Raw genomic sequence first — 24,451 nt, 5'->3', positions numbered from 1 at the left:
TCCCCTGGATCACCGCCGCGCATGGTTGTGTGGCCGGTGCGTTAAAGGCAGGAAGCAAGCAGCGATGCGACCAGGCGTCTAGCCTTCCATGTCTCTTACCTTGGCCAGGTTCCGGCGATCCTCAGGCCGAGCCGCGTTCGGGAAGCTCGGTCTCTTCCGCCACCCCTTTCCGCAGGTCTCGGCGCAAGCGTTCCGCTTCGTCGGAATTATTATCGTCGTCTGTCCGCTCGAGTTCGCGATCGATTGTCTCGCGCGACCCCTCTGCCGGATCCTGTTGCGGAGATGTGTTCGGGCCGGTTTCGATCTTGCCGTCGCCGGGAACGGTGCGGTCGCGAGACTTCGTCATCTTCAGCTTCCCTTTCATCTGTCATCTGCCTCGGCATCTCCGATGGCATGAATTTTGGCCGCTTCCCTGCCGAACCGGATCGTCGACGCTTTGTTCCGGGAAAGCCCCCCGCAGGTTCGTGCTGGTCGGCCCCGGGGCATTGGTCGATGCCCTTGCCGGGAAGCATCCTATGCCAACGAGGTCGGCGGCAGCCTCATCAATGTCGTTATCAACATATGGGCTGTGAAGGCGTTTTCGGCCCGGACACGCGAGCACGCCAGGCTCGCGGCGAGTTTTCGAACCGAAGCAGATGCGCAGCGTAACAACTGGATGTATACGGAAAAGGCTGGCTCATCCACGACATCGCGCTTTCGGTAATGGCCGGCGGCATGCTCGCCTGGGCGGTCCGGCAGCTGGTAGCGAACTGGTCATAGGCCTTTGCAAAGCCGCGTCGATGAAGCGGGTGCGGTAGCGCTGGTCGGTGTAGCGTCGAGGCATCTGTCAATCGGAGACAAGCGCGACCACTTTTGGGACCTCACTGTTTTTTCCACCGGGACTCGACATCTCACTATCATAGTTGATTGTGGCTGCCGGTGACCCTGCGTAATGGATAGCCATTCCAACTCTCCAACAGGAAAACGGTATGTTGTATCCGGGTCGGTTTTTGGGGCCAAGCGAGATTGAGATGCTCGCCCAGGTTTGTCACACGGTCTGCAAAGAGCGCGCCCTACCTCTTGCTTCGCAGAACGGAGAGCGCATAGCTGCGCATATACTCAGGCTGTTTATGAATGGCTTGATCGAGCAGAATGAACTGCTCGATGCTGAGAGGAACTGGGCTCTTCGGCCTGACCGTTCGGTCCAGCAGACGATGTCAACTACGCGCACATGAGAGACCGCGGGACCCAGTTTGGTTCTTACAGCCGAACACCCGCGGCTATCTGAGATATGTTGCGGGGTTTTCTTCGCCGCGGAGTGATCCGATACAGTGCGCGGAAATCATGGCAATCCTGTTCGCAGTGATTCTATTGAGCGTAGTCGCAGTCGCATTCTTGGTCGTCGGAAAGCCGCCAAGGCCAGTTGGGAACAAACCTGACGTTTAAGCGTTTGTAGAGCCCTTCCACCGGGCAACTCACCGAAATGCTTCTTGCCGTGCATGATGGAATATCGACGGCCGTTTTGGCGGGCAGGAGCGCCAATGCGGAGATAGTAGGCGTGGTCGACCTCACCAACAAAGCTGAGGTCGACATCGGCATCACCAGCTTGGGAAGAGCCATCCAGTTCGTGGCCAACGCCTCGGTGCTTGGATACGACATTCGCGGCGCCATGGTCTTCTATGGCGCGCCCGGCACCCCGAGCCTAAGGGCGAGAGAGTGCGAGCGCTTGTGGGCGCAGTTTGGCGGCGCGCTTCTACAGCCGTAGCTCTATCAGGACGTTCGCCCCGCCCGTTCTTGGTATGAACGCGTACGGAACTGAGGCGCTACCCAGCCGCAGCGGGAATGGCTCAGTGGTAGCTCTAGCTGGCGACCGCACTAAGCAGCTTTTCGGTGATGGGCTTTGAGCGGCTGAGCCAGCGTGAGAACGTTCGGCCGCATATCTGCCGGTGCCTGCTTTCATGTGACTGGGCGAGGCTATTGGGGAGCCGGGTTGACCACTGGCCCTTAGCCGAGGGAAGCACAGTACGGCAACCTCGCTCTTTGCTGGCTAACATCCTTCCGCTCTCAGGGACCGGACCATGCGCACAACAACAGGGTCATACGGTTTCTTTTCGGATTTCCGATAATTCATTGTGAAAAGCGCGGCACGCTGGTTGCAGACCATAATTGCACGGACGTAGCGAATCTCGCCATTCTTGACCCCGGAGTAGCTGGCCCATTTCGGGGCTAGGCGCCGATAGGTCAGTCGCCAACCGGCCTTTTCGTCCTCGATCATGCGATGTTCAATCTCGGCGCGAAAACTTGCTTTGCCAAGTCGCGCGCCCCAAACGACCAGAAACGCGTCTCTTGGGCCCTGAAAAGCCGCGCCCTGCTCCGAATTCTGGGTCAGGACGAAATTCGGAGGAATATCGAAACTAAAGCCAAGCTGTCGGACGCCGAAGGGCTGCCACGCCTCGGCCTGAAGCAACGTGGTCCAAAAGAGAAAAACTGTAAGTCCCAGCAGGAGGCGTCGCATTGCTCTGATTTAGCGCTGGCTAACATGGTGTCCAGACGGACAGAGGTCCGTGACATAAAAAATATGCATCATGGCCGCAGCATATGGACGCGGGATTCGCGATTGACGGCGTGCGGTCGAAACGGCTTCCGTCCCACGAAAGGAGAGGACGTAGAGGGAATTGGTGCGTCGGTATGATCGATTGGCAGAAAATTGGCGAGGCCGAATGTCCAACGTTCATTGCCCGCAAAAATGGGCGCCGGTTCCTCTTGTGCCTAGGGAAGAGGAGCCGAATTATTCCCTGGCGAAGACCCTGATCTACCTCAGACGGGGGCATGCCTCAGTAACTTCGCCGTGACCTGATCCCTTCGGGGAACAATCACATCGAGCTCCAGTTTGGCCTTCCAAGCGAAGGCACTGATGGAGCATGCCATGAGATTTCCACACAGCACGACGGCCGCGGCCGCCGTTTTCATTGCCCTGACCTCCCCCGCGCTCGCCCAGACAAGCGGAACACCATCACCCTCGACACCTGCACCCGCTCCGGCAACCGAACCGCCGGCCGCCGGACAGTTGCCGGATGCGACCGGACAAGCGGATGGACCAACACGCGAAATGATCCGCCAGATGGTTGAGCAAGCTGTCCGTGAGCGACTGCAGCAGGATCGCGGTTCCGAAGAGGGTTTCCGCGAGGAAGATAGTCGCAACTATCAAGGCGATCGCAACGAGGATGCTGACCGCCACGATGAAGATGGCGACCGTTGGCAGAACCACGGTGACCGCGATCGTGGACACAGAATGGCTGGACGCTGGCATCATCAGATGATGCGCGGTGCCGGCATGCGACTGATGTTCGGGCTGTTGGACACCGATGGCGACGGATCGGTGTCCGAGGACGAGGTTCAACGCGCGGTGGGCAGGATGTTCAGTAGCATTGACGAGAATGGTGATGGCAAGATCGATGTGAACGAGATCCAGTCCTTCATGCATGGCTCCAGCATGCATGGCACTGATAGCGAGGACACGCCGTAGCTGTCTTCAAAGGGAATGCCCTCCCTCGGACAAAGCGGGCGCGTGGCGGCCGATCCCGAAGCGGTGTCCGGCCAGCACCCTTTAGGCTTGAGCTATTCCCGCAGTCCCGCTAGACGCCAGCCGTGACAAAAAAGGCTTCGCATTGCTGATCGAGGAACGATCGAAGCCGACCAACGCAAGGTCACTCGGGCGCTCGGTCTTCCAGCAGAACGAAGGATGCGGCGATCAAGTCGTCGCCATTGATACGTCCTTGGCTGTCCTCCAACATAGTTGCAACCTTGTGGAAGGCCATCATTTCACCCGCGTCAATCTGCGCTTCACGCATCTTGGCTGTGAGATCAGCCACGCGATTTCCTAACGAATGTGATTTTGCAGTCTCGCAATTCGACATGATTAGTCATCCTTTGCCTTGGGGTTTCACGCTGCCGAACGCAATGCTTCAGCGGATGTTCCGAATTTGGCATCAGTCTTATGGGATAGGACTTACGTCTGATTGCGGTTGGAAGAAGCCCGAACGGCGGAACACGCAGCCGGACGCCGAATTGGAAACCCACCGTCGGTCGAAGTCCCTTGTCGCCGGTTGAGATCCCGCCATCTTCACTGTCGAGAGGGTGGCGGGATCGCCTTCCGAGGAGCGAGCGCATATGAGGTAATAGATATTTGGCAGATGTACTCACGGCCATCCTGCTCGCTTCTTTTGTCTGCGCATGTTCATTCTTTTCGGGAAACCCCATCTCTCCAACAACACGCAACAACCGCGTTGCTACCCACGATTGATGCGATGACAACTGCATCAACAAAGCAAAGCCTCTTCGCCTAAGGTGCGATTGCCGCGGGCTTTTTCGACTTGAAGGTCGTCCAACGCGCCCGGTGGTCAGGCCATGGCGTTCAGCGGGAGCCAGGTAGACTCATCGCGAAAATCCCGCAGCGAGGCATGTCGCAAGTCCTCCTCGCCGCGTGCGGATACTGGAATCCGCCTGGCTCGTTGTGACAGGCATGCGAAGATGAGTGTCGGCGCATGGACGCGGAAAAACCCGCCAGCGTGAGCCAGCGGGCCTTGTGATGGGATGGCCCGCGCGTGCGGTCAAGGCTGCGCGGGCCGACCATGATGAATGAGGGGACATCTTGGTCACCGGCACGACCGATGAAGAACGAGCCGGGTGTGACAAAACACCCTTGGAGCGAGGATGTTCCCGTCCGCACAAAAAAGCCCGCCGGCGTGAGCCGGCGGGCAGCCGCTATTTTGCCGTCAAGCGGACAGACCGCTTGCGGCCCACCCACTGCAGCATTTTCCACTTTGAGCCGGAATCATTCTCAACTATGGTTCGCCAGGCTTAAGGCATGGGGGATTGCCGATGGTTTTATCACGCAGGGGTGTCGTGCTCGGCGGTCTGGCGCTGGTCGCGGTCGGTGGAACCAGCAATATTGTTCAAGCCGCGGGGGCAAAATCCTTTTTCGCCGGTACCGCCAGCGATAACGATTTCGTCTATCGCAAGACCAACTTCGCCAAGATCGACAAGAGATGGCATCGCCAGATCGTCAAGTATTTCAGCAGCGAGCCGGTCGGCACCGTCGTGGTCGATACCCGCCACCACTTCCTCTACCTCATCATGGAAAACAAGACTGCCATCCGCTACGGCGTCGGCGTCGGCAAGGAAGGCTTCAAATGGTACGGCCGCGCGACGATCGATCGCCGCGCGCTGTGGCCGCAATGGGTCCCGCCCCCCGAAATGCGTGAGCGCAAACCGGACTTACCGCCCATGATCGCAGGCGGCGCGTCCAACAATCCGCTCGGGCCGCGCGCGCTCTATCTGTACCGCGATGGCGCCGACATCGGCTACCGCCTGCATGGCACGCTGGAGCCATGGAGCATCGGCACCGACGCTTCCAGCGGCTGCATCCGCATGTTCCCCGAAGACATCATCGACCTCTACCAGCGGTGCCCGATCGGCACCGCGGTGGAGGTCCTGCCGCACATCGCCGACCAGGCGCCCGCTTCCACCACTATCGAATGATTGGCGCATCATGAACCGCATGATTGAAAACACGCGCCGGCTGCTCGCCGCCGGCCTGCTGGTTGTGGCCACATCCTGCTCGACCAGCAACACGCTGGCCCCGTCGACGCCCGACGTCACCAACGCCGAGATTGCCGGCTTCCAGAACGTGCAGCCGGGCAGCGAGGAGGATTTTATCCTCAATGTCGGCCGCCGCACCTACTTCACGAAAGGTTCGGCCGCGCTCGATTCTGTCGCCAAGGCCACCCTCGACACCCAGATCGCCTGGTTGACAAAGCATCCGCGCTGGCTGCTCAAGCTGCAGGGTTTCGCCGACGATCCCGGCGCAAGTGAAACGGCGCTGTCACAGCAGCGCGCCGATGCGGTGATGGACTACCTCGCCGCCGGCGGCATAGACCGGAACCGCATGTGGGCCAAGGGCTACGGCAAGGACAGGCTCGTCCGCGACTGCCCCGACTCCGCCTGCAGGTCGCAGAACCGCCGCGTTGTGTCTAATTTGCGCGATGAGAGGGACGAGTCGTAGAGGCTGCTGTTTTGCTGGCCGCCAAATCAGTCTCACAACGCGACGGCGGCATGGCTGCAATGCGCCTATCAGGGACATTCACCCAGCGTTTGCCCCTCCCCGAAAGCTGACGCTCCGGTTGAACCCGGAATGAAATCAGCTTCCCGTCTACCAACCTCCGGTTCAGGGTCTGGTGGGAGGCTTCGGCATCCGCCTCGACCAGTTTGCGGACGTGGCGGTTGTCCGCGATCGTGATCGGCATGAGCCTCGCCACATGTCGGTGTGCTACGGGGAGTGGGCGCCGTGGAGCTGGCAGGTACGCTCGCTCAAAGCATCGGCCGTCCGCCGGTGACCTCGTAGAGTGCGCCGGTGGTGTAGCTCGATCCTTCCGAGGCAAGCAGCACATAGGTCGCTGCAAGCTCTGCCGGTTGCCCGGGACGCTTGAGCGGCGTGTTCTTGCCGAACTCCTTGACCTTCTCAGAGGGCATTGTCGACGGGATCAGCGGCGTCCAAATCGGCCCGGGAGCGACCGCGTTTACCCGAATGCCGCGTTCAGCTACCAGACCTGCAAGTCCGGCGGTGAAGTTGGCGATCGCTCCTTTGGTAGTGGCGTAGGCAAGCAGTGCCGGCGAGGGACTGGTCGCGTTGATTGAGGATGTGTTGATGATGGTCGAGCCGGGTTCCATGTGCTTCACTGCTTCCTGGGACAGATAGAACATCGCATAGACATTGGTGCGAAAGGTGAGATCCCATTCCTCCGCGCTGATGTCCTCCAGCTTCTCGAACGACGCCTGGTGGGCTGCATTGTTGACGAGGATGTCCAGGCGCCCGCATTCATCGATAGCTCGCTGCACAAGCGACCGCGCGAAGATTTCGTCCGAGATGTCGCCGGGTGCGAGCACCGCCTTGCGCCCCGCTTCCTCGACCAAGCGCGCCGTCTCCTGCGCATCTTCGTCCTCTTCAAGATAGGAGATCATGACGTCGGCGCCTTCGCGTGCAAACGCGATAGCCACCGCCCGGCCGATGCCCGAGTCCGCGCCGGTGATCAGCGCGACGCGGTCCGTCAGCTTACCGCTGCCGCGATAGCTCTCCTCTCCGTGGTCGGGCCGTGGATCCATCTCGTCGGTGTAGCCGGGCATGTCCTGCTGCTGTTCGGGAAGCGGCGGCCGAGGATATTTCTGCTGGGCATCCTGCATGTCAGCTCCTTTTTTGGCTGGAGTTGCGGTTGTGTCGATCCGGTTCCGTGATCGGTCCCTTGGCGGCTTTCGAGCCACCGCCCCATTCCTCGGACTCGCACGCTTGGTCGCCGCCCATGAGGTCCGGCGAACCGCGATTTGCGGTGCCGCTGTCCGTCTTCTTCAACTCGTGCTCCTTCTTGCGTGGCTCGTCATTCTTTCTCGCCAGCGGTAATCATCGACCTCAGCGGCTCTTGCGCCACATTCGCCTCGATTTCCGCGCGTCCGGGGGTATCCGGTAGCGCCTTGCGGAAATTTTTCGCATAATCCGGCGGCATCTTCGGTGGCATCATCGGTTCGTACGGGTCGACCACGGCCTCGATGACCACCGGACCCTCAGCAGCCAGGGCAGCGTCGAGAACGCCTTCCACCTCCTCGGAGCGAGAGACGCTGTAGCCAATGCCGCCCATGGCTTCGGCGGCCATGGCGAAGTCGATGGGCTGGAGTTCGCAGGCGAATTGCGGGTTACCGAGGAACATCATCTGCTCCCAGGCGATCTGATTGAGCATGCCGTTCTTGAGCACGAGCACCTTGAGTGGGACCCGGTACCGAACTGCCGTCGAGAACTCGCCGAGTTGCATCGCGAGACCGCCGTCGCCGACGACCGCGAAGACCGGCCGGCCGGGACAGGCCAGGCCCGCGGCGATCGCATAGGGCAGTCCGCATGCCATCGAGGCCAGCGCGCCCGAGACGCCGAAGGCCTGCCCGTCACGCAGCTCGATATGGCGGGCCGCCATCTCGGTGTTCTGGCCGGAATCGGCAACCAGGATCGCATCATCGGGCAATCGTTTCCCAAATGCGCGTGTAACCACCTGGGGCTTGAGCGAAGTGGCGGCCTTTTGCTCCGACTGCGCCATCATCTCGCGCCAGCGTCGCATGCCCGCCTGCGCCTTCTCGAGGAAGCTGCGATCATCCTTGCGCTTCAGGCGCTTGTTCAGCAGTCGCAGCGTCACGGCGGCATCGCCGGCAAGGCCGGCCTCAATGGGATAGCGCAGGCCGATGCGCTGCGGGTCGCGCTCGATCTGCACCCCGCGCGCCTGTCCCGGCTTCGGGTAGTATTCGATGTAGGGAAAGGTCGAGCCGACGACGAGCAGCGCGTCACATTCCTCCATGATTTCCTGCGACGGCAGCGTGCCGAGAATCCCGATGCCGCCGGTCGTCAGCGGGTGATCGTCGGGCAAGGCAGCCTTACCGAGCAAGGCCTTTGCGACGGGGGCACCAAGCAGCTCCGCCGTCTCTTCCAACTCGTGCCTGGCACCAAGCGCGCCCCGACCGGCGAGGATCGCGACCTTTGTCGCCCCGTTCAGGATCTCGGCGGCTTTCGCAAGTTGTTCTTCGTCGGGAAGCCTGCTTCCTTCGAACCAACGATCCGGCGTATGCGACGGTTTGTTGCGCTTCGAGCGCTTGGCTTGGTCGAGCGTGTGCTCCTGCACATCGCTGGCGATCGACAGATGCGCAACGCCGCGACGTGCCAGCGCCGACCTGCAGGCGAGACCGGCCAGGCTTTCCATATGCGCCGCGTCGGAGACCTGCGCGTTGAAGACGGCGACATCGCTGAAGACGCGCGTCAAGTCGACATCCTGCTGGGTGAAGGTCTCGATAAGGTCGTGGAACTGCATGCCGGTAATGGCGAGCACCGGCGCTTGGTCGAGCTTGGCATCGTAGAGTCCCGTCAGGAGGTGTGTGCCGCCAGGGCCGGAAGTTGCGAGGCAGACACCGAGCTTGCCTGTCCATTTTGAGTAGGCGCACGCCATGAACGCCGCGGATTCCTCGTGCCGCACCTGAATGAAGCGGATGCGGTCCTGCCGCCCGCGCAGCGCCTCCATGATGCCATTGATGCCGTCGCCCGGCAGGCCAAAGATGATATCGACGTTCCAGTCGATCAGCGTCTCGATGAGGATGTCCGCGGCGGTCGGCATGTCTCAGTCCTTACCGCGATGCGGATCCCGCCGCCTGGCTGCTCTTGTTCGCGGTCTTGTCAGTCTTACGCTGGTCTTTGTTGCCGCCGCGATTGCCGCCATGCAACTGGTCGGAAGATTGAGCGGTCTTGCCGTCTTCCAAATTAGTGGCCATGCGCAAAGCTCCCTTCATCCGGCCTGCCTAACCAGAAAGTCGGTGAGATGTTCCGTGCCCGAAGGCAATGCCGCCTACTCAGGTGCCCAAGGGAAACGTGTCAGGTATTACCCTCGATGAGGCGTGTTCGGCAGTTAGCGGCTGAACAGGCGAGGTGCGATCGAACCAGACGAAGGCATCGAACTGCTGCGAGGCCGAGGATTGCACGTAGTGGCCGAGGCTGCCTGATCGCCAAAAGCGCTCGCGGCAGAGCTGGCCGATGTTCAGGTCGCGTCTTCGCAGGTCCCTATAGCCAGAGCGCAACGCCGCCCGCACCGTCCCCATAGGCGAACTCCTCGCACCCCTCGTCGACGAATTTCCCGCGCGGGATTCCGCCTCAGTGGCGAAAGGACTCGTTCGTCGCGCACACCGCGGCGGGCGATGTGCGCTTCGACCATGCGGTGCCTGGCGTGCCGGTAGTCTGGCATGGCTCCTCGATAGCTTTAAAAAGACGGCAGGCTTAGTCGTCCTGCCTGCGCTTGTGGTGCTCGCTCTCCTGGTTTTCGCCGCGGATCATCTGGCGATCGTCCTTGTCGGTCAATTCCACGCCCTCGTCGCGTAGATTGGCGCCGTCTTGCCGCGCCTCGCGCTCCTGCTTGGATCTCTTCAGCTCATCCTCGGCATTGAAATCGTCGCCGGCATTGCTGGAGTTCTCGCGCTTTTCGATGATGCGCAGCTGCTGCTCGTGGGTCTTCCGGCCGGCCATGGCAAGGTGCCTCCTACTTGTTCGTGCGTTCGGTCTGGTCAGGGTTGATGCCGCCCTGAGGCGTGACGTCGTTCTCGACATCGCCTTCGAACGTATTGTCCCCATCGAGAGCATCGCTCTCGTCGAGCATATCGCCGCCCTTGACCGCGCCCTTCGAGGTGCCGATTCCCGGGTTGTCTCGCAGATCCTTGTCCGTGGGCTGTTTAGTCTTGGGGTGTTGGTTGGTCATGGAATTTCTCAGCGCTGGTTGAGCTTGGACGAAAGACGGTCCTGGCGCTGTCCAACTTCAACGTGGAGAAAATGTTCCGGTGTCAGGTTCGGTGCGCGTAAGCGGCCAGGCGGCCGCCGTCTCGGCTAGCGAAACTCCAGGCATGCCACATTACATCCCATTCCGAGGCGAATTGGCGGGCTAAAGTGAAAATCGAGACGGTCGAAAGCTTGCAAGGAGTGGGTGCTCTGTTCCGGTGGCGATCTCGGTTGCAAGCAGTTCGCCGGCAATCAAGCCAAGTGTTGCGCCGCTGTGGCTGAAGGCGACGTAATACCCCTCGATCTCCCGCAACTGGCCGAAGACCGGCTCGCCGTCTCCGGGGATTGGCTTGGGCCCGACACCGTAGCTCTCCAATTCCAATTTCGGATGACCGTCGAGAACATTCGACGCTTCGTCGAGAAGCCCCTGGATGGTCGATGCTTTTACGCGATAAGTCCCGTCCGGATTGACTACCACCTCTTCTTCCGACCAGGCAGAATCGAGCGCGAGGGCGCCATCAGGCGTCGGCCGGATGGCGACGCGCGGCGTGTTGAGCACGGCGCGTAGCGGCAAGTCGACTGGCTTGGTCCTGACCAGCAGCGCGATCGGTGTCCCATCGGCAATACGCTGACCGGCCACGGCGACCATTCGCGGCACATCCGCACCGGTCGCCAGAAGCACCGCGTTGGCGGCGAAGCTGATCCCGCTGGTGGTGGTGACGCCGGTGGCGCGGCCGTTGGCGACGGTGACGGTAGCGCGTCCGGCCTCGGTGACCACCTGGCCGCCCCGCTCCACGAATTCCGCGATCAATATTTCGATCAGCGACGGCAGGTCGACCCAGCCCTCGCCCGGGTTGAAGATCGCGCCTTGAGGCGTGACAGCGCTTGCGCAGACACCCGGCGCGACCAACCTTATGGCGTCCGCGGACAGATGCTGCGCATCATAGCCGAGACGTTTTTCGTGAGCGAAGACATCGGCGATCTCGTTTGAGGCATCGTCCGCATCCCACGTCAGGCCACCGTCGAAACGCAGCCAGGCGGCATCCGGGCATCGCGCCGACAAACTGCGGTAGCGGTCGATACCGATCATGCGCAGGCGATGATATTCAGCCGAGCGCCTGCGCGCCGAATTGATCCAGGCGAGCGAGCGGCCGGAAGCTCCCTTGGCGAGCGGTCCATCATTGACCAGCACGGTCTCGATGCCGAGCCTTGCAAGATGAACGGCCGAGGAGACGCCAAAAATGCCGCCGCCGACAACAACGACCTTGGAAACCTGATGTGATGCAGCCATGAGATATCTTTCACTGGTGGAGGTTGGTTTGGGCGGCCGTCTTGAAGGGCTCATGCGTGATCAAAGCACTTCGGCAAGGAAGTGCTTCAGACGCGGGCTTTTCGGCGTGTCGAAAATCGCGGCAGGCGTGCCGGCCTCGATGATGCGGCCTTCATCCATGAAGACGACCTGATCGGCGACCTTGCGGGCGAAGCCCATTTCATGCGTCACCACGACCATTGTCATGCCGCGCCGGCCGAGATCCGCCATGAGGTTGAGCACACCCTTCACCAGTTCTGGATCGAGTGCGCTCGTTACCTCATCGAACAAGATGACCTCCGGGTCCATCGCCAATGCACGAGCGATTGCCACACGCTGCTGCTGGCCACCGGAAAGGCTCCCTGGACGATGGTGTTTGCGGGTCGCAAGCCCGACGTCGGCAAGGCGCGCCTCGGCGATGCGCTCAGCTTCCTGTACAGGGAGCCCCTTTACCTTGGTCAGCGACAGCATGACGTTTTCGAGCGCGGTGTGGTCGGGAAACAGATTGAACTGCTGGAAAACCATGCCGATACGCCGGCGCAGTTTTTCAGGCTTCATCGCCAGGATGCTCGCACCATCGAGCAACACCTCACCGCCCTTGGGCTCGACCAGGCGGTTGAGGCAGCGCAGCAGGGTCGACTTGCCCGAACCTGATGGGCCGATCACGCATGTGACCGTGCCAGGCTTGACTGCCAGGCTGACGCTTTTGAGAACATCGAGGTCGCCATAGGCCATGTCGAGATCGGTGATGGCGAGACTGCCGCCCTTGAAGCGGGGCAGCGCTGAGCGGGCATCAGACCCGGCCTCCGAAGGTGCACTGCCGGTGGCGCCCTCCAGTTCGCTCACTTCGGCCAGGCCGCTGATGACGAGGCCGGCCTTTTGCTTTCCGACCCGCAGCGAGTTGTCGATGTAGTTGACCACATGGGTCAACGGCACGGTGATGACGAGATAGAACACGCCGGCCAGAAGCAATGGCGAGAGGTTTCCGGTGACCACTGCCTGGTCCTGACCGACACGGAAGATCTCGCGCTCCGAGGCGAGCAGACCGAGGAAGTAGACAAGGCTTGAATCCTTGACGTTGCCGATGAACTGGTTGACGAGGGCCGGCAAGACGCGGCGGATGCCTTGCGGGATCACGATCAGGCGCATGCCTTGGCCGTAGCTCATGCTGAGCGCCCTGCAGGCCTCCATCTGCCCGCGCTCGACGCTCTGGATGCCCGAGCGAAAGATTTCGCCGATATAGGCGCCGGCGATCAGGCTCAGCGCAAGAATGCCGAGCGGAAAGGGCGAAGGCCCGAAGATTTCACGGCCGATGCGGGCAAAGCCCTGGCCGATCAGCAGGATGGTGACGATCGCCGGCAGGCCACGGAAAATATCCGTGTAGACCCGCGCCGGAATGCGCAGCCAGCGCGATTGCGAGATGCCCATGACCGCCAGGATCATGCCGAGGATGACACCCAGTACCGTCGACGCGGCGGCGAGGATCAAGGTGTTCTTCAATCCGATGGTGATCATGCTGGGCAGCACGTCCGCCATTGCCTGCCAGTCGAGGAAACTGCGCCGCAGGTTTTCGAGCCAGTTCATTCGCCCCCCTTTTTGGTTGCGCTATTTACATCGTCCGCATCATGGACGGCGGCGTAATCCGGCCGCCGGCATGAAAGCCAGCGGCCGGGTACGGTCTACTTCTTGGGAAGATACTGGTCGGGCATCGGCGAGCCGGGGAACCACTTTTCATAAAGCGTCTTCCAGGTGCCGTCCTGCATGGCCGCGTGAAGGGCGGTGTTCAGCGCATTGCGGAGCTTGTCGTTGCCCTTGCGCAGGACAAAGCCGGCCGGCGCGTCAAAGGAAGGAATATTGACCGCGATCTTCAGGTTCGGGTAGCGAAGGCCATAGTCCTTGGCGGCCTCGTAATCGAGGAAGTGGGCATCCACGGTTCCGTTGTTAAGCGCCGAAACGGCGGAGTTGTTGTCGGGGAATTTGACGAGATCGGTTCCGACAAAATTCTTCGCCGCGTAGATTTCCTGGAGCGTGCCTTGCACGACGCCGAGACGTTTGCCCTTGAGCCCGTCCGCCGACGTGATCGACTTGTCTGCGGTAAGCACGGAGAGATAGCCTGCGATATACCCGTCGGAAAAGTCGACGGTCTTTTTGCGTGCTTCCGTCGTGCCGATTGCCGCGACCGCGACATCGAAACGCTCGTTTGCAACCGAAGGCATCAGCGCCGAGAATTCCTGGCCGGTGAAGATCACCTGGTCGGGCTTGAAGCCAAGGCGGCTCGCGACGTTGCGGAACAATTCGATGTCGAAGCCGGTGAACGACCCATCGGCCTGGGTGAAAGCGTAGGGTTTGGCATCGCCCATGGTTCCGACGCTGATGACCTTCGCATCAATGAGGCCATAGGGATTGTCATCCGCGGCGGCCGCTCCTGAAACCAGCCCGGCGCCGACGCACATCGCCATAAGAGCCATTGCGCCGGTTCTGACCGGGCACATCAACGACTTGAGAATTTCTTTCCTGCTCATGTCTTTCTCCACTCTGAAGGTCTGTTCTTCTTGGTATTTGCGTCGAGCCGCCATCTGGCGCGCCGACATGCCCTTGCCGAAATCACGGTCCGTCACGCCTCTCGGCTCCACTCCTTTTAAAGAGACCGGTCTCATATTGCGTGAGACCGGTCTCTTTGTTAATCGTTATCGCCACGTTGACCTCCCGTCAACAACTCTTGTAGTCGTCATCCGATGAAAAGAACCGCCCCCAAGAGCCCGTCGATAACGGTCAGCGACGTCGCCCGCGCGGCCAATGTTTCGAAAGCGACAGCCGCGCGCGTGCTCGGCGGATACGGCGTCGTCAGCGACATGATCCGCGCGGAAGTCATGGCTGCGGCCAAGGCCTTGGACTATCGTGCGAACGAGCTCGCCCGCAGCATGACGACCGGCCGCTCCGGCATCATCGGCGTGGTTGTCGGCGACATCGAGAACCCGTTCTTCAGCCTCGCGGTACGCGGCATCAGCGACGCGGCAAAGACAGCGGGGTTCAACGTCATCCTGGCCAATTCCGGCGAGAAGATCGAGGCGGAAAAGGCGGCCGTGAAACTGCTCATCGGCAAGCGCGTCGACGGGCTGATCGTCACGCCGTCGGAATCGCGCGACATCGCGCACCTGCGCGATATCCACCGCTCGGGCCGACCGCTTGCCCTGCTGGATAGGGCGCTGGCAGATCTGGATGTCGATACGGTCACGACCGACGATCGCGGCATCGCCATGCTGGCGACCCGCTTTCTAGCCGATGCCGGCCACCGCAACATCGCCTATGTGACCGCGGTCGACGCCGAAGGGCACGAGTACCGCGATCTCGGGCAGATCTACACCTCGTCGGTCCGTGAGCGCATCGACGGTTTCCTCACCGTGTGCCGAGAGGCCGGACTTGATCGGCCAGAACGCTTTGTTCGCCTTGGCGCGACAAGCCCCACCGAAACGCGCAGGGTTGCCGGCGAGATGCTGTCGGCGCCGGATCGGCCGACGGCGATCCTCGCCTCCGACAGCGTCATTGCGCTGGAGATCTTCAAGGTGACCCGCGAGCGCGGCCTGCGGGTTCCCGACGACATTTCGCTCATCACTTTCCATGATGCGGACTGGACGAGCGTCACCACGCCGCCCATCACCGTTATCGACCAGCCCGTCTACGCGCTTGGCAAGAGCGTCGCGGAATTGCTCATCCGGCGATTGAAGGGAGATTCCCGCCCGGCGGAAAAGCTCGTTTTGCCGACCGCCATCATTGCACGCGGATCCGTTGGCCCGCCCTCGAATGGAAAGCCGCAAGTGCGCCAAGCATAGGTGTGACGGCGATACGGCCCACATGAATACGTTAGAACAAGGTCGACGCACTCCGCTTTAAGAATGTACGTCGATCAACCCAGCAAGCACCTGATCGCAATGCCGCGTCCACCGTCATCGGGACGGCACGTGCCGGCTCATGGTTTGAAGAGCGTGACGATGAGCCAGATGCCCGGCTACTTCTTGCGCCTGCCTGGCTTCAGGGCCGCCAGAAGATTGGTGATCCTGCCCGCCTTTCGGTTGCGGATCTCGGCCTCGTTCTTGCGGCGCACCGCGGCGCGGACAAGCTTGGCGCCGAGATAACGCAAAGGCTCGGGCGGCAGCGACATGCGCCGCTCGATGCCGACCAGACCACTTTCGCTCCAGCGATCCTTTCGCTCGAGCACCAGGCTCGCCAGAATGCGTCCGGCTATCGGCGTCTGCGCGATGCCGGTGCCGTTAAATCCCATGCCGTAGAAGATATTGGGATGATCGCGCAGGTGGTCGAAGACAGGAACGTGTTCAGGCACGCAGTCGATCGGCCCCGACCAGTCATATTCGATCGCCACACCGCGCAGCGAGGGGTAGACCCGATGCAGCTCTCGCATATTGTCGCGACCGTGCTCCGGGCTGCGGTTGAAGCTGGCGCCGAAATTTCCACTGAAGGCGACGTTGCCGCTGCCACGACCGAAGACCACCCTGCCCCCGATGGTGCGCTGGTAGTAGAGCACCTGGGCCTGGGAATCGCAGATCGAGGCACCGTCGCGCCAACCGATGCTGTCGAGCAGTTCGGGAACGGCGGCAGTGGCAATCACCTCGCTGCCGACGACATAAAGATGTCGCCGCAGTTCCGGCAGCGCGGAAAGCCAGGCGTTGGCGGCAAGCACGATTTTGTCAGCCCGTACCGCGCCATGCGCCGTGCGCACCGTGCATGTCATGCCGGGTTCGATGGCGAGGACCGGGCTGCGCTCATGGATGATGACGCCGCGTGCCAGTGCCAGCTTGCGCAATCCGATGGCAAGTTTGGCGGGATGGACCGTGCCGGCAGTGGTCTCGACGACGCCGACATAGGAGGCCGATGAACCGGTGCGGCGTTGAATGTCCTCGGCTGTCAGCGGGCTGAAACGGTTTTCTCCAACAACCGCCGTCAAGGCCACGGCGGTCTCCCAGGCGCCTTCCTGCGCAATGGAGCTTGCTGTCCACAACCATCCGTCCAGCCTCAGGTCCATGTCTATGGTGCCGTTTTGCTGCAGCGTCTTCAGCTCCGCGATCGATGCCACCGTGTCGGCGCACAGCAGGCGCGCTTCCTCGAGACCGACGACCGCACTGATCTGGTCGATTTCGGCGAACCATGAATGGACCTGACCGCCGTTGCGCCCCGAGGCCCCCGATCCGCACAGATCGGCTTCAAGGATCACCACCCGCGTTTGCGGCGCAAGTTCAAGGATCCGCAGCGCCGTCCACAGACCGGTATAGCCGCCACCGACGATCACCACGTCGGCGCGCTCGTCGCCTCGCAATGGCTCGGTCGCAGGGGCGGCGGCAATGTCCTGCAGCCAAAACGACCGGTCAGATGCAAGCGCGACCGCAGGCTGCCGCAAACGAATTGTACTCACGCTTGGGCTCCCTGCGCATCGACAATGAAGCTGGCATATTTGGCTGGCAGCCAATCGGGTATCGGACGCGGTCTCTGGGGAAACCCGCCAAGATGGGTGCAGGTCTGCGCCGCCGCGATCGACGCCCTGTGCAATGCCTCCAGGGCGCCGAGGCCGCCGAAATGGAAGCCGGCGAGGAAAGTGGCAATGAAACTGTCGCCGGCGCCACACGTATCCACGACATCGACAAGCGTCGCCGGCGCATGCACGACATTCGTGCCATCGTCGAAGTAGGAGCCGCGTCGACCACAGGTCAAAACTACCTGCCTTGCGCCGGCCGCCCTGAGCGCGCCCAGCGATGGCTCGATGGGAACATCGACATCGTCCGGTCCGGACGCAAACAAAAGCGGGACACCGTCGAGCGGCAGCGCCATATGGGCGGTCGATAGATCGATGCTGAACGGCACATGGTCCGCCACCAATCGTTGAACAAGGTGCTTGTTGGCGTTGGTGCCGAGATGCACCCAGTCGGCCGCGGCGATGACCGCATAATGCGCGGGCGCCGGCATGTAGTTTTCGCCCACACCGAAGGATTCGTGCAGGAACTTCCGGTCGCCGGATTCATCGCGCAGCAAGGTGACGGCCGTATCGCCGGGACGCCGTTCGACGTCGTCCGGAGATAGGCCGGCACCTTGCAGTTCGGCAAGCACCACGTCGCCTTCGGGATCGTTCCCGACGGCGCCGAAATAGCGCGCGGACCAGCCGTTGCGCCGCCATTGCGCCGCGACATTCAAGGCATTGCCGCCCACCGTCATCAAGTTGTTGGTCAAATAGGCATCAAGGCAATTGTCCCCGACCGCGATAAGCTTTTTCGACCTCATGCCGGCACCGTTGCGCGATCGATATACGGCGCGATGGCGCCAAGGCAGCGTGTCCAGGCTTTTACCGGATCGAGCGCGTAGGAGCCGTTGCCGAACGGCTCGAAGGTGAACTTACCGGCATAGCCGAGGCGCGCGAGTTCGCTGACATAGTGGTCGAGCGGCAGCGTGCCCTCCCCCCACACCAGATGCCCGGCTGGCGTGCCGTCGACCAGATGAACATGCGCCAGCCGCGAGCCGAACAGGTCGACATAGCCGGCCACGGTGTCGCCGGCCGTGGCCATGGCGACAGTGTCGAGCACGATATCGATATTGCCGGCGCCCACCTCATCCAGCATTTGGCGCAGGCCTGCCGCATTATTGACGAGGTTGCTCTCGAACCGCTGCAACGGCTCGAGCAGGCAGCGCACCCCGTTTGCGGCGGCGCGCCGGGCGATCTCGCCGATCGAACCGACCGCGCGGTCCCATGCCGGTTGCCGGGGTTCGCTCTCGTAGCCCCGGCCGGGCGTCAGGAAGAGATAGCGGGCGCCAAGCGCCGCGCAGATGTCGGCTGCACGCCAAAACCGCTCGATGCTGTCCTGGCGCAGTGCGGCGTCGCCGGAGGCAATGTTGATTGGATACAACACCTGCTCAGGCGTAAAGCACCAGGCCGACAGCTCGTTGTCGGCGAGTACCCGGCGAACGGATTCGACACGTGCGTCCGTGGCGTGGAACAGGTCCAGATGCTGGGCAATCCCCCACAGCTCGATCTCGCGCAGGCCAAAGCCTCGGATCGTCCTGGCGACCTCATCGAAGGGGAAGTGCTGGAAGCTGAAATTGGCTCCGATCAGCTGATGAGCAGCGAGCTGCGGCATGAAGGCTCCTTTCGGGAATTGTTATTTGCCGATGCCTTCGGCCAAGCCACGGATGAAGTAGCGTTGCGCGCCAAAGAACACGATCACGATAGGCAGCGCCGAGATCGTCATGGCCGCGAACACCACGGCATAGTTGGTCCCGTGGGTTGCCATGATCGACGTCAGTCCGACCGGCAGCGTCTGCACATCCGAGCCGCTCGTGAAGATCATGGCGAAGAGATATTCGTTCCAGGCGAACAGGACGTGCAGGATGACGCAGGAAATGATGATCGGCCGGCACAGCGGCAAGGTGATGCGCCAGAAGATCTGACCCTCGCTGGCGCCATCCATCGTCGCCGCCTCGTCGATGTCTTCAGGCAGATCCAGCATGTAGGCGCGGATGAGGAAGGTGGTGAACGGCACACGGAACGCCGTGTAGAGAATGATCAGCGCCCAGTAGGTGTTGTAGAGACCGAGCGCCTGCAACATCTTCACCAGTGGAATGATCGCCACCGTGGGGCTCAGCATCAAGCCGCCCAGAACGATGGCGATAACCAGCGGCTTTGCCGGCATCTTGGTGCGGGTCAGGCCGAAAGCCGTCCAGGCGCTGATCAGCACGGTGCATATGGCCGAAGCGACGGTCACCAGCACCGAGACTGTCACGTAGCCACGCACGCCCTGGTTCCACGCTTGCACGTAATTGTTCCACGACCAATGGGTGGGCAGGGCGAAGGGATCGCCGAAGATCTGCGCATTGTCCTTGAAGCCGCTCAGCGCCATCCAGATCAGCGGATAGATGACGACGACACCAAGGCAGACCAGGAATGAATAGAGCAACGTCCTGGCGATGACCGACCACACATTGACGTGCCGGCTGCGACCGGCTGCGACCATCGCACTCATAGCTGCACCCGGCGGCGCTTGGTGTACCAGAGCTGTGCCGCACCTGTGAGCATGGTCAACATGAAGATGACGGCGGCGATCGCCGCGCCATAGCCGAAATTGTCCTCGATGAAGGCCTTCTGGTAGAGCCACGTGCCCAGCACCTGGCTGCTGTTGTTGGGCCCGCCTGCGGTCATCACCATGACCTCGTTGAACACCTGGAACGCGCCCGTGATGGTGACGATGATCATCAACCCCGTCATTTCCCGGGTCAGCGGAAAGGTGATGCTCCACAGGCGGCGAAGAGGACCCGCGCCGTCGATCGTTGCGGCATCGTAGAGGTCGCGCGGGATCTTCTGGATGGCGATGGCGAACAGCAGCGTCGAATAGCCAAAACCCTGCCATTGGCTCATGGCGATGATGGCATAGATGGCGGTGTGCTCATTGCCGAGCCAAGGCATGACGAGCTGGCTCAGTCCAACACGGCTGAGCGCGGCATCCAGCAAGCCGATCTGCGGCTGGTAGATGAAATAAAACAGCAGGCCGGTCACCGTGATCGAGATTGCCGACGGCACGAAATAGACGGCGCGCCACAGCCGGCGCCAGCTTTCGCTTTTCAGGTCCTCGATAATGGCCGCCAGCAGGAACGCGCCGAAGACCTGGAAGATGACGGAGATGAGAGCGTAGAGGCAGTTGTTCCACAGCGCCAGCAGCACGACCGGGTCATGCAGCAGCCGGTCGTAGTTGGCGAGGCCGACATTGGTGACCTCGCCGGTGTAGATGTCCTGGTCGGTGGTGCTGACGATGAAATTGTCGACGATCGGATAATAGACGAACCAGCCGATGAGGATGAGCGCGATCGCCGCCCATCGCAACGACAACAGGTTGGCGAAGCAGGCCCGCCGGCTCTTTGGCCGTTGCGGCCTGGCGACGCCGATGTCGGCGCCGCTGTCCACTGTGTCCGAGGCCCTTGCCATGCTCGCCTGCTTTATTTGGCCGCGGATGCGGCTTTGCGCACCTCGTCCATCACTTGCTCGGGCGTCATCGAGCCGCCCGCCAGCGCCTGCAGGCTGGACAGCCAGACGGCGGCGACGCGCGGTGGGTTGGCCGTATCCAGCCAGGGCATGAGGTATGAGGCGGCGTTGATATCCTTGAGGCCATCGACCACAGTCGCGCTCATGTTCGATTCCGAGGCGCCGCCGATGGTGGCGCTCGGCTGGCCATAGGGTGGCGCAGACAAGACCTGCGCATTTTCCTTCGAGGTCACGAACTTCATGAAATCGATCGCCAGCGGGATGTTCTTCGATGCCGCATTGATCATGTAGCCCTCCGGCGCGCCCTCGATCGACTTGGCGTCACCCTTGGCGCCGGCGGGCACCGGCAGCCGGAAGAATCCGAAATCGGCGGGCTTTAACGCCGACTCCGGCGTGGCGGCCTGATCGAACTCGATGATTTCCTGGTAGTACATGGCCGACTGGGCGTTGGTGAAGGCCTGGAGAGCCGAGGCATAGGATGTGCCGTTGACGCCGGCGCCATCGGTGCAGCGCTCGACAAGCTGGCTGAACTGCTTGAGTGCTGCGACATAGCCTGGATCGCTGTATTGGGCGGTGGCCGGATCGAAGTCGCGTTCCAGCGTTGCCTGCGGCACGTTGTAGGCGAGCAGCTGGCCTGCAAAGTGGATCGCCGGCCAAGCCTCCTTGTTGCCGAAGGAGATCGGTGTCACGCCGGATTTGCGGATGGCATCGCAGCTGGTCAGCAAGTCCTCGAAAGTGGCGGGTGCCTTGAGGCTGAGCTTGGCGAAGATCTGCTTGTTGTAGCCCATGAACTTGGCATCCTGGTAAAGCGGAATGCCATAGAACTTGCCGTTGTACTGGAACGCCTTGACGGCGGCTGGAGACAGCGACTTGCCCCACTCGGTATCGGCAGCAATGACGGGCGTGAGATCAACGGCGCGATTGCCGCGCACGAAATTGCCACCCCAACTGCCTGTCCAGGAGAAATAGATATCGGGCAGCGAGTTGGAAGCGACCAGCGTCTTGGTCTTGCCCTTCACGCTGTCGTCGCTCTCCTGGATAAGTTCGACCTTCACATCCGGATGGAGCTTCTCATAGGCCTGTGCCAGGTTGACGAAATAGGGCGACAGCTGTTGCAGCCCGAACTTGGTCAGGACCGAAAGCGTGCCGGTGTATTCCACCTTGGCGTTTGGGTCGGCCGTGACAGCCGGCGAAGCGGCGGAACTGCCGCTTATCGACAACAATGATGATACCGCGGCCACCGTGACCGCCACGACTTGCAGCGAACGTTTCATGGATAGCTCCTTCAGAGGTGAGAGGGGATCAATATTCCACGCGTTTGTAGTAGCGACGGGTGGTCAGCGGGTGGTTGCGCAGCACCTCGAGATGGGCGCTCAGCCGCTCGAGCAAGGTGGCGAGCAGAACCGGCGAGATCATGCCGCGGACCTTTGCGGAGATGCCCGGCAACTTGACCGAGGCCGCGTCCAGCGTGCGAACGCGGTCCGTGTAGCGCCTGGCGAAGTTCTCGACCCGGTCGGCCAGGGGCCGAAGGGCATCTTCGCCCTTGAACACGAAAACGCTGACGCCCGGCTCGACCAACTCGAGCGTACCGTGGAAGAAGTCGGCGGCGTGCACCGGGCGGGTGCGAATCCACTGCATCTCTTCGAGGATGCACATGCCGTAATAGTGTGCCTCCGGCCACACCGAGCCGGCGCCGGTGAAGATGTGATAGGTATCGTCCTTGATTGTCTGGGCCAGTTCGGCCGCCCTGTCCTCAAAGGCAGCCTTGGCGTCGGCAAGCAGATCCGGCAGCAGTTTGAGTTCGGCGACAGTGCCATCAAAATCATCATATTCGCCGCGCTCTTCCAGCAGGGCCAGGACGATCAGCAGCGTCTGCAGGTAGAAGGATTCCGACGAGGTGTCGTCTTCGGCGAAGTTCGTGAAATTGTGGTCAGCCTCCCGTGCGATTGGCGTATCCGAATGGCCGGTGAGCGAAATCGTGCGCACACCACGTTTTTTCAGAAAGGCCATGAGCTCGACGCCTTCCTTGGTCGTGCCCGACAAGGACGGGATGACCACCACGGCCTTGCTGTCGAGACCGGCGGGCGGATCGATCACGACCTGCGCCGGATAGGCACCGCTCACCGGGAAGGTGGAACAGCGCTGCGCCAACTCGATCGCGGGCAAGGTTAGAAGCTGCACGCCGCCGGTGCCCATGAAAAACAGCCGCTCGACGCCATCTGCCAGCAGTGTGCGCATCAGTGAGCGAACCTCACCTGCGACGGCGACGGCCCCGCTTTGGATCTTCACGAAGCGGTCCCTATCGAAGTTCAGCATGACGTTTTCCTTGTATTTCGCGTGTGACAGGCCTCTAGCCCGCCTTAGGCGTCGGTGGGCCGTCTAGCTCGTTTTCCGATGTGAGATCGATCTCACAAGCAATAATGGGCACGCAATTTCGCCAATGGCAAGTCCTTTAGACGAAATTCTCCGAAATCGAGGGGTTTGCTCTTTAGCGCACAGCGCGCCGGGCAACCGATCCGCGTACGATCAAGCGGGTCTGAAATCGGGTACGGCGCGGTGCAACCTTTTTGCCGGCAAGCCGCTCCAGCAGATATCTAGCGGCGAGCGGTCCGATCTCGGAGATGGGTTGCGCCACGACCGTTATCTGCGGATCGGTGAACGTGGCGAGGTTGAAGTCATCGAAGCCAACCACCGACACGTCATGCGGAATCGAGAGCCCCATTGAACGCAGGCCAAGAAGCGCGCCTTGCGTCATGAGGCTGTCCACCGTGAACAGTGCGGTGGGGCGATTGCGCCGGCTGAACAGGCGGATCGTGGCTTCGATGGCGTGCTCGACGGTCGAGCGCGATACGCCGATGAGCGCTTCATCGATTGCGATCCCATGCGAGTGGAGCGAGTTTTCGTAGCCAGCCAAGCGTTCCTGTGCCGTAAAGATGCGTGACTCGTCGCGCAGAAGACCGATCCGGTGGTGACCGTTGCCAACCAGATAGTCCACTGCCTCGCGTGCCCCGCCCTCGTTGTCGACGACGACGCTGTCGCATTGCAGGTCCTTTACCACGCGGTCGATGAGCACGATCGGCGCGCCTTCGCGGGCCAGTTGCACAATATGCTGGCTGTCGGTTGCAGACGTTGGGGCAAGGATGAAGCCGCGAATGCTGAGCGAGCGAAGGCTCTCAAGCAGTTCTTTCTCCTGTTCTACATTCTCCTCGCTGCTGGCAATCAGAAGATTGTGGCGGTGCTTGCGCAGTTCCACCTCTATGTCGTGCGCGATTCGGGCGAAGAACGGATTCTGGATATCGCCGGGCACGAAGCCTATGATCGGCAATTGTCCACTGCGCAGCGCCTGCGCGACGAGGTTGGCCCGATAGCCCAGCCTTTCGGCTGCCTCAACCACGCGGAGCGCCGTCTCGTCGCCAACGTAACCATAGCTGTTGAGCGCCCGGGCGGCCGTGGCGCGCGACACCTTAGCCGCTGCGGCAACGTCCTTTAGTGTGATTCCTTTCTGGGCCACAGGTAACCGTCCTTCTTGGATCTGAACATTGCGTCAGATCATTCTCGGCTCGTCTTGCCGGCATCGTTGTGCGGCATATCGGACGATTCTCAAACTGCGAACATAGCTTTCGCAACTCCTTGCCACCTAATCGAGATACGCGCGCTGTTTGGCTATCTGGAAATTTGATCCACGAATGCACCTACATGTTGTGCAGTCAGTTCATTGCCTTGCACTGCCAGCATACGGCAATGAGTTCACGCCATGGTCCAGGCGGCCTCCCTGGCATCGATCATAACA

25 protein-coding genes are annotated in these 24,451 nt (G+C 61.5%); 5 read left to right on the top strand and 20 right to left on the bottom strand.

Annotated elements, in window-relative coordinates:
* Positions 1-121: 121 nt before the first annotated feature.
* On the bottom strand, positions 122-346 hold the full coding sequence (locus NLY36_RS23675) for a hypothetical protein (protein ID WP_155922421.1): 225 nt from the start codon (positions 344-346) through the stop codon (positions 122-124).
* Between the two features lie 1,191 nt (positions 347-1,537).
* Here NLY36_RS23675 and NLY36_RS23670 point away from each other — a divergent pair.
* Positions 1,538-1,744, top strand: a complete 207-nt coding sequence (locus NLY36_RS23670) for a hypothetical protein (protein ID WP_023825912.1) — start codon at positions 1,538-1,540, stop codon at positions 1,742-1,744.
* Between the two features lie 282 nt (positions 1,745-2,026).
* On the opposite strand, the gene NLY36_RS23665 is transcribed toward NLY36_RS23670, so the two are convergent.
* Positions 2,027-2,494, bottom strand: a complete 468-nt coding sequence (locus NLY36_RS23665) for a hypothetical protein (RefSeq protein ID WP_023667769.1) — start codon at positions 2,492-2,494, stop codon at positions 2,027-2,029.
* Between the two features lie 411 nt (positions 2,495-2,905).
* Between NLY36_RS23665 and NLY36_RS23660 the strand changes: the two genes are divergently transcribed.
* The gene (locus NLY36_RS23660; RefSeq protein ID WP_031205277.1) at positions 2,906-3,505 is read left to right on the top strand and encodes an EF-hand domain-containing protein; all 600 of its coding nucleotides are present in this window, start codon (positions 2,906-2,908) and stop codon (positions 3,503-3,505) included.
* A gap of 181 nt (positions 3,506-3,686) precedes the next feature.
* On the opposite strand, the gene NLY36_RS23655 is transcribed toward NLY36_RS23660, so the two are convergent.
* Positions 3,687-3,851 carry a hypothetical protein gene (locus NLY36_RS23655; protein WP_023667766.1) on the bottom strand — a complete coding sequence of 55 codons (165 nt, stop codon included), beginning with the start codon at positions 3,849-3,851 and terminating at the stop codon, positions 3,687-3,689.
* A 1,009-nt stretch (positions 3,852-4,860) separates the two neighbouring features.
* Here NLY36_RS23655 and NLY36_RS23650 point away from each other — a divergent pair.
* Together NLY36_RS23650 and NLY36_RS23645 are read left to right on the top strand one after the other, a co-directional pair.
* A complete protein-coding gene (locus NLY36_RS23650) occupies positions 4,861-5,520 on the top strand; it encodes a L,D-transpeptidase (RefSeq protein ID WP_023735703.1) in 660 nt (219 codons plus the stop codon).
* A gap of 10 nt (positions 5,521-5,530) precedes the next feature.
* The gene (locus NLY36_RS23645; protein ID WP_023667764.1) at positions 5,531-6,043 is read left to right on the top strand and encodes an OmpA family protein; all 513 of its coding nucleotides are present in this window, start codon (positions 5,531-5,533) and stop codon (positions 6,041-6,043) included.
* Between the two features lie 305 nt (positions 6,044-6,348).
* Here the strand turns inward: NLY36_RS23645 and NLY36_RS23640 are convergent, their stop codons facing one another.
* The 9 genes from NLY36_RS23640 to NLY36_RS23600 form a co-directional block, all read right to left on the bottom strand.
* Positions 6,349-7,218 (bottom strand): SDR family oxidoreductase, encoded by an 870-nt coding sequence (locus tag NLY36_RS23640; RefSeq protein WP_023667763.1) that lies wholly within the window; start codon positions 7,216-7,218, stop codon positions 6,349-6,351.
* A 1-nt stretch (position 7,219) separates the two neighbouring features.
* On the bottom strand, positions 7,220-7,384 hold the full coding sequence (locus NLY36_RS23635; RefSeq protein WP_023686884.1) for a hypothetical protein: 165 nt from the start codon (positions 7,382-7,384) through the stop codon (positions 7,220-7,222).
* Between the two features lie 25 nt (positions 7,385-7,409).
* Positions 7,410-9,176 carry a thiamine pyrophosphate-dependent enzyme gene (locus NLY36_RS23630; RefSeq protein WP_023735704.1) on the bottom strand — a complete coding sequence of 589 codons (1,767 nt, stop codon included), beginning with the start codon at positions 9,174-9,176 and terminating at the stop codon, positions 7,410-7,412.
* Between the two features lie 10 nt (positions 9,177-9,186).
* Positions 9,187-9,348, bottom strand: a complete 162-nt coding sequence (locus NLY36_RS23625; RefSeq protein ID WP_023695157.1) for a hypothetical protein — start codon at positions 9,346-9,348, stop codon at positions 9,187-9,189.
* A 481-nt stretch (positions 9,349-9,829) separates the two neighbouring features.
* Positions 9,830-10,075 (bottom strand): hypothetical protein, encoded by a 246-nt coding sequence (locus NLY36_RS23620; RefSeq protein ID WP_023686880.1) that lies wholly within the window; start codon positions 10,073-10,075, stop codon positions 9,830-9,832.
* Positions 10,076-10,088: 13 nt separating this feature from the next.
* The gene (locus tag NLY36_RS23615; protein ID WP_023735706.1) at positions 10,089-10,304 is read right to left on the bottom strand and encodes a hypothetical protein; all 216 of its coding nucleotides are present in this window, start codon (positions 10,302-10,304) and stop codon (positions 10,089-10,091) included.
* Between the two features lie 180 nt (positions 10,305-10,484).
* On the bottom strand, positions 10,485-11,612 hold the full coding sequence (locus NLY36_RS23610; protein ID WP_023710086.1) for an NAD(P)/FAD-dependent oxidoreductase: 1,128 nt from the start codon (positions 11,610-11,612) through the stop codon (positions 10,485-10,487).
* Between the two features lie 60 nt (positions 11,613-11,672).
* Complete coding sequence (locus NLY36_RS23605; RefSeq protein WP_023735707.1) at positions 11,673-13,214, bottom strand: amino acid ABC transporter permease/ATP-binding protein; 1,542 nt, start codon at positions 13,212-13,214, stop codon at positions 11,673-11,675.
* Between the two features lie 95 nt (positions 13,215-13,309).
* Complete coding sequence (locus NLY36_RS23600) at positions 13,310-14,152, bottom strand: ABC transporter substrate-binding protein (RefSeq protein ID WP_023735708.1); 843 nt, start codon at positions 14,150-14,152, stop codon at positions 13,310-13,312.
* Between the two features lie 213 nt (positions 14,153-14,365).
* On the opposite strand from NLY36_RS23600, the gene NLY36_RS23595 reads away from it, so the two are divergent.
* The gene (locus NLY36_RS23595) at positions 14,366-15,460 is read left to right on the top strand and encodes a LacI family DNA-binding transcriptional regulator (protein WP_023695152.1); all 1,095 of its coding nucleotides are present in this window, start codon (positions 14,366-14,368) and stop codon (positions 15,458-15,460) included.
* 176 nt (positions 15,461-15,636) lie between these two features.
* Here the strand turns inward: NLY36_RS23595 and NLY36_RS23590 are convergent, their stop codons facing one another.
* The 8 genes from NLY36_RS23590 to NLY36_RS23555 all read right to left on the bottom strand — a co-directional run bounded on the left by NLY36_RS23590 (position 15,637) and on the right by NLY36_RS23555 (position 24,172).
* On the bottom strand, positions 15,637-17,055 hold the full coding sequence (locus tag NLY36_RS23590; protein WP_023735709.1) for an NAD(P)/FAD-dependent oxidoreductase: 1,419 nt from the start codon (positions 17,053-17,055) through the stop codon (positions 15,637-15,639).
* The gene (locus NLY36_RS23585) at positions 17,052-17,915 is read right to left on the bottom strand and encodes a PfkB family carbohydrate kinase (protein WP_023695150.1); all 864 of its coding nucleotides are present in this window, start codon (positions 17,913-17,915) and stop codon (positions 17,052-17,054) included. The genes NLY36_RS23590 and NLY36_RS23585 overlap by 4 nt, the downstream gene beginning before the upstream one ends.
* On the bottom strand, positions 17,912-18,766 hold the full coding sequence (locus NLY36_RS23580) for a sugar phosphate isomerase/epimerase family protein (protein WP_023726218.1): 855 nt from the start codon (positions 18,764-18,766) through the stop codon (positions 17,912-17,914). The genes NLY36_RS23585 and NLY36_RS23580 overlap by 4 nt, the downstream gene beginning before the upstream one ends.
* Positions 18,767-18,787: 21 nt before the next feature.
* Positions 18,788-19,648, bottom strand: a complete 861-nt coding sequence (locus NLY36_RS23575) for a carbohydrate ABC transporter permease (protein WP_023686871.1) — start codon at positions 19,646-19,648, stop codon at positions 18,788-18,790.
* On the bottom strand, positions 19,645-20,604 hold the full coding sequence (locus tag NLY36_RS23570) for a carbohydrate ABC transporter permease (protein WP_023682778.1): 960 nt from the start codon (positions 20,602-20,604) through the stop codon (positions 19,645-19,647). Before NLY36_RS23570 ends, NLY36_RS23575 begins: the two co-directional genes overlap by 4 nt.
* Before the next feature lie 11 nt (positions 20,605-20,615).
* Positions 20,616-21,935 carry an ABC transporter substrate-binding protein gene (locus NLY36_RS23565; RefSeq protein WP_023735710.1) on the bottom strand — a complete coding sequence of 440 codons (1,320 nt, stop codon included), beginning with the start codon at positions 21,933-21,935 and terminating at the stop codon, positions 20,616-20,618.
* 28 nt (positions 21,936-21,963) lie between these two features.
* On the bottom strand, positions 21,964-22,977 hold the full coding sequence (locus NLY36_RS23560) for an SIS domain-containing protein (protein ID WP_023686869.1): 1,014 nt from the start codon (positions 22,975-22,977) through the stop codon (positions 21,964-21,966).
* A gap of 172 nt (positions 22,978-23,149) precedes the next feature.
* Complete coding sequence (locus NLY36_RS23555; RefSeq protein WP_023667745.1) at positions 23,150-24,172, bottom strand: LacI family DNA-binding transcriptional regulator; 1,023 nt, start codon at positions 24,170-24,172, stop codon at positions 23,150-23,152.
* Between the last annotated feature and the right edge of the window lie 279 nt (positions 24,173-24,451).

This window comes from Mesorhizobium sp. C399B (genome assembly GCF_030323185.1).
GTDB lineage: Bacteria > Pseudomonadota > Alphaproteobacteria > Rhizobiales > Rhizobiaceae > Mesorhizobium.
Note: the sequence above shows the minus strand (reverse complement) of the source record. Positions and strands in the feature narration are given on the sequence as shown.